The following is a 12191-nucleotide window of genomic DNA, read 5'->3' as shown; positions in this document are numbered from 1 at the left end:
CGGGGTGCTACCTCCGTCAGGGCGCGAAGCGCCTAGAGCGTAGGTGCAACCGAATGACCACTACAAGACATGGTGGTGAGGTCGCTGGAATCGCGAGCAGGCAGGGAATTACGCCTCTCTACACGTTGCTACAGGGACGGATCGAACCTCCCGGGGACACTCCCCACCAGTCATTGAAGCCCCGCCGCACGGAGCGGCGGGGTCCTCGTGAAGGTTGGAGTGCCGATTTTGGCCGTGTGCTTCAGCGCGCCTTGTCCGAAGGCATGAACGTCAAGGAGATGGGGCGCGCCAGCCCTCCACCTCCGGGTGGAACGAACAGGTCCATGAACGCACCCGTCCTCCCGTTGAAGCGGAACACGGAGTCGCCGAGGAAGCTCGGCAGGTAGAGGTTCCCATCGGGGCCGAAGACGAGGTCATTGGCCGAGTTGAGCCCACCGCTCCCGGGCGGCACGAAGACATCGATCAACGCGCCCGTCCTCCCGTTGTAGCGCCGCACGTCGTCGGCGGTCGTGCCGACATACAGCTTGCCGTCCGGGCCGAAGGCCAGCGGGACGGGGTCGATGTCCCGGATGAAGACCGCCTCGCTCTCTCCCGGTGCTGGCAGTGGCGCGCCCGTCCTCCCGTCGTAGCGAAGTACGTCATTGCCCAGGACGCTCTCAACGAACAGGTTCCCATCCGGACCGAAGGCCAGATGCTGCGGGACGGACAGTCCACCCCCGGAAGCGAATACTCCCAGGAAGGCTCCGGTCCTCCCGTCGTAGCGCAGCACACTGTTGGTGCCGAAGAAGCCGTCGCTGACATACAGGTGGCCGTCGGGACCGAAGATCAGATCATTCGGAGCCCCGAGCCCACCGCTCCCAGGTGTAACGAAGACGCCCAGGAAGGCGCCCGTCCTTCCGTCGTAGCGCAGGACGTTCCTGCTCTCGAAGCTCGCGATATACAGGTTGCCATCCGGGCCGTACGTCATGCCTTGGGGGTTGGCCAGTCCGCCACTGCCGGGAGGAATGAAGACGCCGGCGAAGGCCCCCGTCCGCCCGTCGTAGCGCAGCACGCTGCTGTCGGTGTTGCGGGTGACGAGCAGATCCCCCTGTTTCACCTCCTTCTTACGGACCTTGATGCGCACGCAATCCAGGCCCCACAGTTCGTTGGCATCGCCGCGAGGCGGATCCGTGAAGCGGAGCTTCAGACTGCTGGCGGAGTGCGGGACGGTGAAGGTGAGCCGGTAGATGGAGTCACCCACTCCGCCGTAGCCGGACTCATCGGGATAGCCGAGCGTCCCCTTCTCGGCCGCGCCCGTGAGGCCCGGGTTGCTGCTTCCGGGGTACGGTCCCGGGTACGACTGCGAGAACCCGGGATCGAACGGGGCGTCATCGTTGGAGAAGGTGGCATCGAGCAGCACGGGACCGCCGTCCACCTGTGCCACCCAGCGATCCGGGCCGCAGCAGGTGCTGTTGCCGTCCCACGTTCCGAGGACGAACAGCTCGAGCGTGACCTTGACCTCGTCATGAGCCGACAGCTCATCGAGCTGGAGCACCACCTCTTCCTGGTTGAAGGGACCCAGGAAACGGCGCTGTCCGTTGGGCGATTTGGACGTGCGGGGAATGCTCCACTCGGGCCCCGCTCCCTTGCCGAAATACTCCTCGTAGATCAGTTGGAAGGGCTGCTTCCACTGTGCCTCGAGTTCCTCATCGTCCTGGAACTCTCCCTCGTCCCGGGCCTCCTCCACCTCCGAGAGCCCGGTGGGCTCCTCCTGCTCCATCCCGTCGGACACTCCGCACCCGGCGATGAAACACACCGCCAGCACGGCGCTCCAGAGCCGCTGTCCATTCATGTGTCTTCCCCCCTCCGAGAGCGGACGCCATCGCGCGCGACGCACCCGCTCATGCGACAAGATGGAGAGAGGAGGGCTTCCCTTCCATTGTCTGGTGGGGCGCCGCGATGCGTACCCGTGTACTCGCCTTCCCTTGCTCGGATGCCCCTCCTCCCGGTGCCGCCCCAACATCGGATGGTGCGCGGCTTCGAGTGACGTGCGCGCTCCTCTCCTGGTCGCGCTGGGGCATTGCGTGGGAATGCGTTGCCCAATGTGGGTGCACCTCCCCCGCAACTTCGGGAGTTCTGGCCCGGCGCTGTGATTGCAATGAGCTCGAGCGGGGGGGACCTATGAAGGATGCCAATGTGTTCGTTCCCGGAGCCGGACGGGACCAGGCATGGCCCGAGCGGCCGAGGAACCGGATCGATCGGGAGCGATCGAAGAACCGGATCGACCTGGCGCGGGTGGTTTCACGCGCGCGCGGCGTGGACCAGCGGGACTGGGTGTACTGGGTGAAGAAGGGCGTGAAGGCTCTCACGTACTACGCGGGCCTTCATCCCGCCTCCTTGCGGCTCGGGGAAGGCGAGGCGGCCATCCTCTTCTATCACAAGGTCCAGCGGCGGCCGGTGGGGGTGTGGGGTGAGCCGGTGCTGGATGTCCATGCGTTCGAGGAGCATGTCGCCTTTCTCGCACGCCAGTACCAACCCGTGCTCCTGTCCGAGCTCGTCGCGGGACTCGAGGGCCGGGCGAGGCTGCCCCGCAGGGCGGTGGCACTGACCTTCGATGATGGTTACCGCAACAACCTGTACCTCGTCGCGCCCATCCTCGCGCGCCATGGTGTTCCCGCCACCATCTTCATCACCACCGGGCTGGTGGGCACCGACGGCTGGATGTGGGGGTATGAGCTGGAGGAGATCTTCTCCCGCTCCCCGCCCGAGCAGGTGTGCCAGGCGAGTGAAGACCCGGCCATCATGCGCCTGGGCTCGCTCGGGTTGGGACCGCGGGTCCTGATGAGCGCGTGCGTCGAGTACCTCAAGGAGCTGCCGCACGAGAGCATGCTCGACATCGTGGGGCGGATGCGCGCGAAGTTCCCGGTGCCGGTGAACGACGAGAACCGCTTCCTCTCCTGGGAGGAGGTGCGGGAGCTGGCTCACCAGGGTTTCGAGCTGGGCGCTCACACGCGCAGCCACCCCATCCTCACGCGGTTGCCGCTCGCGGAGGTGGAGCGGGAGCTGCGGTCCTGCCGCGACACGCTCGAGGAGAAGCTGGGCGTGCGCCCGGCGCTCTTCTCCTATCCCAATGGCGCCACGTGTCCCGAGGTGACGGCGCTCGTGGGCCGCTACTTCCAGGCAGCGGTCACCACCCGCTCGGGGCTCTGCACGCGGACGAGCGAACTGCTCGAGCTGCCGCGCATCGGGGCGCCCGTGCCGGTGTCGGAGCTGGCCTTCGATCTGGTGTGGAAGGTGTCGCCATGAGCGGCCGGGAGGAGGGGGCCATGGAGCAGGTGGTCCGGTGGGAGGAGGCGTCCGGGCCTGGCGTCACCGTCGAGCAACGGGTGGGGCTGGGGGCGATGGCCGGGTTCTCGTCCGAGTGGGACGCGGTCGCGCGGGGTGCTCCGGGGGCGGGGCCTTTCGCGCTCGGCGGTTGGACACGGCTGTGGATGGAGAGCTTCGCCCCGGGCTCCCCGCTCCGGGTCTTCCGCGCGCGAGGGAACGGTGGGCCTCTCGCCTTCGCTCCGCTGTTCGAGCGGCGTGGGCGTCTGGCGGGCGTGCCCGTCCGGATGTGGCAGTCCCCGTCCAACGAGCACTCACAGCGTGTGACGTGGGCGCTCGACGCGGCCTGTCCGGAGGAGTCCGTCCGCTCCATCTGGGCACACCTCCGGGAGGAGCCCTGGGAGGTGCTCCTGCTCAAGGACATCGAAGCGGGTGGGGTGTTGGACGAGACGCTCGGCGCGGCCGCGGGGGAGGAGGGCTTCCAGGTGGCGCGCTGGCCCTCGCTCGAATCCCCATGGCTCCCGGTTCTCTCCCGCGGTGCGCTCGAGGAGACGCTCGACGCGAAGTTCCGCGCGAACCTCCGGCGGCGCCGCAAGAAGCTCGCGCGGCACGGCCCGCTCACGCTCGAGCGCGTGGAGGGCGGGGACGCGCTGCACCGGGCGCTCGAGGAGGGCTTCGCGCTGGAGGGCGGTGGGTGGAAGGGGCAGCGGGGCACCGCCATCAGGTGCCGTCAGGAGACGCTCGACTTCTACACGGGGCTGGCCCGGTTCGCCGCGGCGGGGGGCTGGCTCGCCCTCTACACCCTGCGGGTGGGGGGCCGTGCCGTGGCCTTCCATTTCGGCCTGGAGTACGGGGGCCGTTACTACCTGCTCAAGCCCGGCTACGACGAGAGCTTCTCCGAGTGCTCTCCGGGCCAGCTCCTCGTCGAGGACGTGCTGGAGGATCTCGCGCACCGGGGCACGGCGGAGTTCGACTTCCTGGGCCCGAGGATGCCCTGGAAGCTCGACTGGACGCAGCGGGTGCGCCGCCATGTCTGGCTTTTCATCCTCCGGCCCACGCTCAAGGGGCGCCTGCTGCACTCGGTGCGCTTCCAGCAGGGACCGGCGGCGATGCGATGGCTTCGGGAGGTGGGTGGATGGCTGCGTTGATGGACATTCCGTCGCTGCCCGGGCTCGGCCCGGAGCAGCTGTTGCCGCGCACGAGCGTCGCGGCCTCCTTTCCCTTCAACAGGTTCGGGCTCGAGTTGACCTATCTCGGCCGCAACGCGGTGTGGCGGGCGGCCAGGATGCTGGGGCTGGAGGGGGGCGAGGTCATCGTTCCGGCGTATCACCATGGCGTGGAAGTCTCGGCGCTGCTGCACGCGGGCGCACGGATCCAGTTCGCGCGCGTGGATGGGGAGGGCCGGTTGGATGTGGAGCACGTCCGCGCGTGCGTGGGGCCTCACACGCGCGCCATCTATGTCATTCATTACGCCGGCTTCCCCCAACCCCTCGACGCGTTGGCGGAGATTGCCCGCGAGTGCGGCGCCCTTCTCATCGAGGACTGCGCGCTGTCGCTCTTCTCCAGCGACGGCGAGCGTCCCTTGGGGAGCCTGGGCGACGCCTCCATCTTCTGTTTCTACAAGACGCTCCCCGTGCCCCACGGGGGAGGTCTGTTCATGCGGAAGGCCACCATGGCCGGGCTCTCGCCTCCCGCACTGCCTCCGCTCCTGCCAGCGCTCTCGCACCTGGCGGGCTCGATGCTGGTGGCGTCCGAGCGCCGCTTTCCCAGCGCGGGCAGGTGGGTGCGCACGGGGGCGAAGGCCGTCACCCGGCACATCCGCGAGTGGGCCCGTGACGAGGACATCCCAGTGGGGACCCAGGAGCTCGATCCGGCGGTGCTGCATCTCGGGATGAGCCCCATGGCCGCCCGGCTGCTCGAGACCGTGGACGCGGAGCAGGTGGTGCAACGCCGCCGTGACAACTGGTTCCTGCTCCATGAGTTGATCGGCAGGCCCGGGCGGACGGTCTGGTCCTCGTTGCCGCCCGGGGTGTGCCCGCTCTTCTACGCGCTCGAGGTGGATGACAAGGATCACGTCCTGCGCCAGTTGTGGTCGCGAGGCATCCATGCGGTCGACTTCTGGAGGTACGGCCATCCCTCGGTGCCGCGCGAGTGCTTTCCCGAGGTGGAGGCGCTCCGCCAGCGGGTGGTGGAGCTGCCCTGCCATCAGGACCTTGGCCGCGAGGAACTGGAGCGGATGGCGCGCGTGGTGTGGGAGGTGCTGGAGACATGAACGGCTGGACGGTGGTGCTCGTGCGCGAGACACGGGGTTTCCTGGCGCTGCGTGACGAGTGGCGGAGCCTGTGCGAGTCCGGACGCGCGAGCGTCTTCAACACCTGGGAGTGGCTCTTCGGCTGGCACCTCCAGCTCGGCGGGCGGCGGCAGCTCTTCCTCCTCACGGTGCGGGACGGGTCGGGCCTGCTCGCGGGGGTGCTGCCGCTCTCCCTGGAGGAGCGGTGGTGGGGAGGTGTCCGTCTGAAGTGGCTGCGGTGGCTGGGGGACGAGGGCGTGGGGAGTGACTACCTCGATGCGATCCTCCGGCCCGGGGACGAGGCGGCCCTCACGGAGATCCTCGCGGATGCGCTCGAGCGTCTCCGGCACGAGTGGGACATCCTGGAGCTGTCCGACGTGGAGGAGCTGTCCCCCACGGTGGCGCTCCTGGAGGCGCGGTGCCGGGCCCGTGGGTGGAACCTCGAGCGTACCGGGCGCAACCGCTGCCCGTACGAGGTCCTCGAGGCGGGCGAGCGCTTCGACACCTTCCTCTCTCGGACGGCCCGGGCCGACAACTTCCTGCGCCGCCGCAAGTGGCTCGAGCGCCAGGAGGGGTTCGCCATCACGAGGGCGGAGAAGCCCGAGGAGCTGGCCCGTGCGCTGCCGGAGTTCTTCCGGCTGCACGCGTTGCGCTGGGGAGCGCGCAGCGGGCTCGGCGCGCCGGACGTCCAGGCCTTCCACCAGGAGGTGGTGCCACGGCTGTCGGCGGCGGGGAAGGTGCGCCTCTACCTCCTGTCGGTGGGAGGCAGGGCGGTGGCGTCGGTCTACGCCCTGCGGCACGGGCGCACCTTCAGCTACTACAACGCGGGATACGATCCCGAGTGGAAGTCACGGAGCGTGGGGCTCGTGCTCGTGGGGGAGACGTTCCGCGATGCGCTGGCCGAGGGTTTCTCCGAGTACGACTTCCTGCGTGGCACCGAGGCCTACAAATCGGACTGGGCGAGGAGGCAGCGGATGACGGTCCAGCTGCGCATCACCCGGCCGATGAGCCTGGGTGACTGGGTGGTGCGAGCCCAGGCGCTGGAGCGGACAGCCCGGAACGTGCTCCGGGATGCGCTGCCCGAGCAGGTGCTCACGCGCGTGCGGAGGCTGAGGCCGCGGGGAGCCGGAAGCCATTCGGAGATGGCGGAGTGACGCCCGGAGGGGCCGGAGATGGACTCCGGCCCCCCGAGTCAGGGCGCGGTCCTCAGGGCTGGAGGGCCCGGCGCCGCGAATCCTGGGTGCCTGAAGCGAGGGCCTCGCGCAGGAACTCGGCGAGCTGCCGCACGAGAGGCGCGCGCAGCAAGGCGTGGTGGCCTCCGGGCAGCACGTGGCGCTCGAGGCCTCCGCCGGCCATCGCCGACCACCCGCCGTCCTCGGGCTGGTGGGTGACCTCACCGGCCTTGAGCAGCAGCAGCCGCTGGCCGGAGGCGCGGGCCGTGTAGCGCTGGTTGGCGCGCAGGTTGCTCTCGAAGACGCGCAGCAGGGGGCGCAGCTGCTCCAGCCCCATACCGGGCGGCAGGGCTCCGCTGCGCTCACCCATCTCCAGCACTCGTGCCAGCACCGCGCTCTGCAGGACGGTGTTGCAGAGGCCGCGGTGGTTCAACAGGGTGCCCTTGGGGCGGCCGGTGGAACCCGAGGTGTAGATGGCGTAGGCGAGGTTGTCGCCGTCCGGAGTCAGCTCGAGGTCATCGCTGGAGAAGGCGGAGCTCTGCGCGGAGAGGGCCTCCATGAATGCCATCAGCATCGAGTGCAGGCCGCATCACCTGGCAAAAGCCCGGAGCGCCTCATCCCAACTCATCCGAGAGCACCGCTCCACCCACCGCGCCACCGTCTCCGCTCCCGTTCGCGCGGCCAGTGCCACCACGGCGGCCTTCTCGAGCGGCGCATCGAAACGCTCGCGCGCGTCCCTGGCCAGCTTCTGCACGTCCACGGGGCTGGTCAGGTATGCCGCCGCCAGGCCTCCCGGTCGGGTGAGCGCCTCGTAGGCGCGGCGCAATCGTTGGAACCCCTCCAGATCCTGGTGAGGTGGGTGCCGCGCCAGCGCGGTGAAGTACGCACTCTTGACGGCGATCGGGTCCATCGTGGGCGCCAACCCCAATACGGCGAACGGCTCTTCGGGCGTCATATCAGCTGCTCTCCTCTCCTTCCTCCGGAGAGACAGCCTTCGAGGGGCTTCCCCCGGACTTCTTCTTCGAGCGTGACGCACGGCGCCCCGTGGTGCTCGCGTCCTTCTTCTTCCGCGAAGCCCCGCGCTTGCGCAGCCGGTACCCATGCTTGTTCGCCAACGCCTGCGCCTGCTCAACCACCGGGGCATGGGAAGCGGGTAACTGCTCCGCCAGGGCCCGCATGAAGGCCTCCAGCACCGGGTGGAGGTACTCGCAAGGAGTGTCCATCCTTCCGGCGGCCACCACCGCCTCGGCGAGCGCCAGCACATTGGCGGCGAGGCCCTCCAGCCAGCGTTCCAGAATGTGCCGGGCGAGCGCCTTCCGCTCGAACATCACCATCGTTCGGAGCGCCTCGATATACCCCGTGTTCCCAGGATGAGCCTCCAGGTACCGCATGGCGGCATCCCATGCCTGGGCGTCCGAGGATGCATGGCGCACCGCCTCCTCGAGGAACTGCACCTGATAGGTCAGCACCTTGGGCGCGAACCGGCGCCAGATGCGCAGGCCGTCCCCGATCAGCTTCATCGAGGAGTAGATCTGCTCCATCGCCCCCTCCACCTCCATCAGCCGCTCCGCATCCTCCAGGCTCCGCACGTCGCGCAGCAGTCGCTCCAACTGCCGTCCTCCCTGCTTCATCCGACTGCGGTTCAGCAGGATGCTGATGGCTTCGCTGAGTTCCCTCCGGAGCTCCTCGCTCGCGCCCTCCCAGCAGACATCCACCCATGACTCCACCAGGTCCGGTGCGCAGGTAGAGGCCACACACTCGAGCAGCTCCATACGCTCCGAGGGCTCGGCCCCACCCAGCCAGGACAGCAGGGAAGAGGCCTCCGTGGCGACCAGCCGGCCCAATCCCTCCTGGAGCCACCCGGGTGCGTTGGGCGCCTCGGGGTTCTGCTCGCACCAAGCCAGGAAGGCCCGCGCCCACAGGGGCACGTTCATGCTCCGGGGCAACAGTTCCTGGTAGAGGCCCAGCGCGCGCGGCAGGGCCGCCCCCTCGAAGCGGAGCCCGGACACCGCCTGCACCACCCAGGGCTGGGCCGACGGTTGGAGCGCCGCGGCCTGAGCCAGGGTGCAGAGGGGCTCGGCGTCCTCGAGGCGCGAGACGACCGGCCGCGCAAGTCCCGCGGCGACCACCCGCAGCGCCTGCAACGTGGGTGCGGACAGGGACTCGGGGGCGCCTCCCTCACGTACCGCCCGGGCCAACAGCGAGGCGGGCTCCGAGAGAGCGGCGTGCCCCTTGCCCTCCGCCGCCCGGAGCCACAGCTCTCGCGCCGCCAGCTGTCCCGCCAGCTCCCATACCGCCCGAGCCACCTCGGCGGGTGCCGCTCGTGCCCACGCCTCGGCGCGGCTGGCGAAGACGGGGAAGGGCTCGAGCGCGCACAGGGCGAGCAGCGCCCCTTCCACCTCCTCCAGCGAGCGGGGCGGCGGCAGGGAGACGCGCTGGCTCGGCGGCTCGATTCCCAGGAGCGAATCCACCGGGGGCAGGTGCTCGAGCGCCGGGGCGATGAGTTCGGGCGCGGGGCTCCCCTCGGAGGAGAGCCAGTCATCCATCGCCTGGGCCAGAAGGGGCGCATGCGCTCGTGCCGGGCCGGTGAGGGGTTGCCACAACCGCCGTGCGCGCTCCCAATCCCGTGCGCGGCCCGCCGCCCATACCAGTGGCCAGTACGTGGCACAGGTCTCCTCTGGAGCCGCGCCTCGCTCCACCAGGCCGGGCTCGGCGTCCGCGCGCACGGCCTGGGTGCCGAGCGTCCCCCAAGAGCTGCGCCGGTGCTGCTCCCGGACGGCCTGCCGGAAGAGGGCGGCACCGCTGGGGAGCAGTTCTTCCCTCAGCGGCGGCGGCAGTCGCAGGAGCGCGGACAACATGCCCTCCAGGTCCCCCCGTTTCTCGTACTTCCGGGCCTCCTCCAGCCACTGGCGGTGCTGGCGCCCGGTGCGGTCGTGCTTCACCATGGCTCAGGGCTCCGGGAGTCCCGGCGCGTGTTCGAGATTGAGGAAGAAATCCAGGAGCGCCTCCTCCGCGCGCTCGCGCGCCACGCCCTGGGACTGCGCGTACTCGTCGAGAAGCCGCTTCAACCCAGCACGTTGCTCGGGAGGGAGCCTCTCGAGCAGGGCGTACCCCTTGCGCTCCACCGCGCTCTGTCCCGGCGCCAGGGCCGGGACGGCCTTGCCCACGTCCGCCACCGAGAGGGCCACCGTCTTGGCGTTCGTCGTGCCGGGCTGGCTGACGGAGACCTTCACCACCCCGTTGAGGTCGTAGGTGAACTCCACCCGTACCGGTGAGTTCGCGGGCCGGGGCTCGAGCGGGAACTCGAAGGCTCCCACCCGTGTGTTCTCCGAGACCCGGCGCGACTCGCCCTGAAACACCTCTACCTGGACGAGCTCCTGCTCGGGCACCAGGGTGTAGAACTCCTCCACCTTCGTTGCTGGCAACACCGTGTTGCGGCGGAGGACCGGGGCGAAGGTATCCGGCGTGGCGCTCCCGAGGTCGTCCTCTCCGATGACGCGCATGCCCAGGCTATGCGACGCCACATCCACGAGGATGCGTCCCACCGGCTCGCCGGACAGCATGCCGGCCTGGATGGCCGCGCCCAGCCCCACGGCCAGGTCTGGATCCACTTCCTCATGGACGTCTACGCCGAAGGCTTCCTCCAGCATCTGGCGGACCCGGGGGATCCGCGTCGAGCCTCCCACCAGGCATATCTTGGACAGCGACTGCCCCTCGAGCCGGGCCTCCGCCAGGGCCTGACGGGTCAGGGCCACGGTGGATTCGAGCAGTGGCTCGATGAGCGCCTCGAAGTCGCGCCGCCGCACCTCCATCTCGAGGTGGATGGGCCTGCCTCGTGCCTGGGTGAGGAACTCCTCCTTCACGTGCACGGAGATGTCCGTGGACAGACGGATCTTCGTCTCCTCGGCCAGCTGGCGCAGACGCGCCATGGCCCGCCCGTCCTCGCGAGGCTCCACGCCCTGTTTCTTGAGAGCCTCGAGGAAGAGCTGAACGAGCTTGTCGTCGAAGTCGTCCCCACCCAGCTGGGTGTTGCCCGCGGTGGAGCGCACCTCGCGCACCCCTTGGAACACCTCGAGCACCGACACGTCGAACGTGCCGCCCCCCAGGTCGTAGACGAGAAGGATCTCGGGTTCGGCCACACGGAGGGCCTCGGGATGCAACACGCGCTCATACAGGAGCGAGGCGCTGGTGGGCTCATTGAGCAGCCGCAGCACGTGCAGCCCCGCGCGCTGGCCGGCCTCGAGGGTTGCGCGGCGCTGGGCGTCATCGAAGTAGGCGGGCACGGTGATGACCACGTCCCGCACGGGGACGCCGGTGGCTTTTTCGGCTCCCTGCTTGAGCGCGGACAGGATTTGGGCGGAGACCTCCTCGGGAGACACCTCGCGCCCGGCGATGGAGTAGCGGTGGAGCGTCCCCATCTTGCGCTTGGCCGAGCGGATGCACCGCTCGGGCCTCAGCATCTCGAGGTTGCGCGCCTCGCGCCCCACGACGACACGATTGTCCTCGTAGAGGACCACCGAGGGGACGATGCGACTGCCGTCCACGGGCACGGCCACCGGGCGGCCCTCCACCAGATGGGCGATGACGGAGTTGGTTGTACCCAGATCGATTCCGAAGACATGGCTCAAGGGGTATTCCTCACGATGAGGGCTTCGCCCTCGCGAATGAGACGCTCGCCCCGGAGGGCGGCGGCGCGAACCACGCGGGCAATGGCGCCCTCGGCGAAGCTGGGGTGAGGCTGGGTGCCTACAATCCGGAACAGGCGCCCGTCGGGAATGTGGCCGATGGAGGTCAGGCGTGTGATCCCGGAGGAGGTCAGGAAGCGCTCGATCCGGGCCGCCACCCCCATGAGTCCCGATGCGAGCGCCGCATCCGCCGCGACGCGGGAGGCCTCTTCGAGCAGATCCAGGGCATCCAGGAGCTCGTCCCAGGGGGGCTCGCGCCCCGAGGAGTTGCCCGACGTAGCGCCGCGGAGAGAGGAGAGCGAGCCCCTCAGCTCCGCGAGTCCTCCTTCCAGCTTGCGCTCCAGATCCTCGACATGGAGGGCCAGACGGGCCTGAGCCCGAGAGGACTTCTGGACGGTATCCAGAAGCAGGGTGCCCCAGGTGGGAGGTGACTCGGCGGGTGGTGTGGCCCCCGGGAGTTCAGGCACTCCTGAACGTCCAATGAACAGGCGTCTCAGCCAGGTGAGCATCAAATCAACGCCAATCGTTTCCGACTGGCGATCCATACAAAACAGAATTGGAGCTGCGGCTTCAGTTCACACAGCAACGCTCGTGGCTGCGCCAGACAGCTCGCCGCAGCGTGATGAGCCCTCTCGCTCGCGCGGATTTGTGTCTCCCATTCCTCTTTCGACACGGGCATTCTCGGGGCCTACTTCTCCCGTGGGATTCATGGCATGACCTCGCCCGTCATGTCCAGTACTT

10 protein-coding genes are annotated in these 12191 nt (G+C 69.1%); 4 read left to right on the top strand and 6 right to left on the bottom strand.

Features of this window, described 5'->3' with window-relative positions; translation table 11 throughout:
• Positions 1 to 241: 241 nt before the first annotated feature.
• Positions 242 to 1831: an NHL repeat-containing protein gene (locus BO221_RS29230; protein ID WP_073563945.1), complete on the bottom strand. Its 1590-nt coding sequence runs from the start codon at positions 1829 to 1831 to the stop codon at positions 242 to 244.
• 329 nt (positions 1832 to 2160) lie between these two features.
• Between BO221_RS29230 and BO221_RS29225 the strand changes: the two genes are divergently transcribed.
• From BO221_RS29225 to BO221_RS29210, 4 genes are read left to right on the top strand one after another with little or no spacing between them, the layout of a single operon-like run.
• On the top strand, positions 2161 to 3285 hold the full coding sequence (locus BO221_RS29225) for a polysaccharide deacetylase family protein (protein ID WP_073563944.1): 1125 nt from the start codon (positions 2161 to 2163) through the stop codon (positions 3283 to 3285).
• A complete protein-coding gene (locus BO221_RS29220; protein ID WP_073563943.1) occupies positions 3282 to 4451 on the top strand; it encodes a GNAT family N-acetyltransferase in 1170 nt (389 codons plus the stop codon). The genes BO221_RS29225 and BO221_RS29220 overlap by 4 nt, the downstream gene beginning before the upstream one ends.
• A complete protein-coding gene (locus BO221_RS29215) occupies positions 4439 to 5575 on the top strand; it encodes an aminotransferase class V-fold PLP-dependent enzyme (RefSeq protein WP_073563942.1) in 1137 nt (378 codons plus the stop codon). The genes BO221_RS29220 and BO221_RS29215 overlap by 13 nt, the downstream gene beginning before the upstream one ends.
• Positions 5572 to 6747: a GNAT family N-acetyltransferase gene (locus BO221_RS29210; protein ID WP_083681500.1), complete on the top strand. Its 1176-nt coding sequence runs from the start codon at positions 5572 to 5574 to the stop codon at positions 6745 to 6747. The genes BO221_RS29215 and BO221_RS29210 overlap by 4 nt, the downstream gene beginning before the upstream one ends.
• A 52-nt stretch (positions 6748 to 6799) precedes the next feature.
• On the opposite strand, the gene BO221_RS29205 is transcribed toward BO221_RS29210, so the two are convergent.
• From BO221_RS29205 to grpE, 5 genes are read right to left on the bottom strand one after another with little or no spacing between them, the layout of a single operon-like run.
• Entirely contained in the window at positions 6800 to 7339 is a 540-nt protein-coding gene (locus BO221_RS29205) for an AMP-binding protein (protein WP_073563941.1), read from the bottom strand.
• Between the two features lie 15 nt (positions 7340 to 7354).
• Positions 7355 to 7720: a J domain-containing protein gene (locus tag BO221_RS29200; RefSeq protein WP_073563939.1), complete on the bottom strand. Its 366-nt coding sequence runs from the start codon at positions 7718 to 7720 to the stop codon at positions 7355 to 7357.
• Between the two features lies 1 nt (position 7721).
• Positions 7722 to 9710: a DUF6109 family natural product biosynthesis protein gene (locus tag BO221_RS29195; protein ID WP_073563937.1), complete on the bottom strand. Its 1989-nt coding sequence runs from the start codon at positions 9708 to 9710 to the stop codon at positions 7722 to 7724.
• Positions 9711 to 9713: 3 nt separating this feature from the next.
• The gene (locus BO221_RS29190) at positions 9714 to 11393 is read right to left on the bottom strand and encodes an Hsp70 family protein (protein ID WP_073563935.1); all 1680 of its coding nucleotides are present in this window, start codon (positions 11391 to 11393) and stop codon (positions 9714 to 9716) included.
• A complete protein-coding gene (grpE, locus tag BO221_RS54070; RefSeq protein ID WP_158079929.1) occupies positions 11390 to 11917 on the bottom strand; it encodes a nucleotide exchange factor GrpE in 528 nt (175 codons plus the stop codon). The genes BO221_RS29190 and grpE overlap by 4 nt, the downstream gene beginning before the upstream one ends.
• Positions 11918 to 12191 lie beyond the last annotated feature (274 nt).

This window comes from Archangium sp. Cb G35 (genome assembly GCF_001896145.1).
GTDB classification, from domain to species: Bacteria; Myxococcota; Myxococcia; order Myxococcales; family Myxococcaceae; genus Archangium; species Archangium violaceum.
Note: the sequence above shows the minus strand (reverse complement) of the source record. Positions and strands in the feature narration are given on the sequence as shown.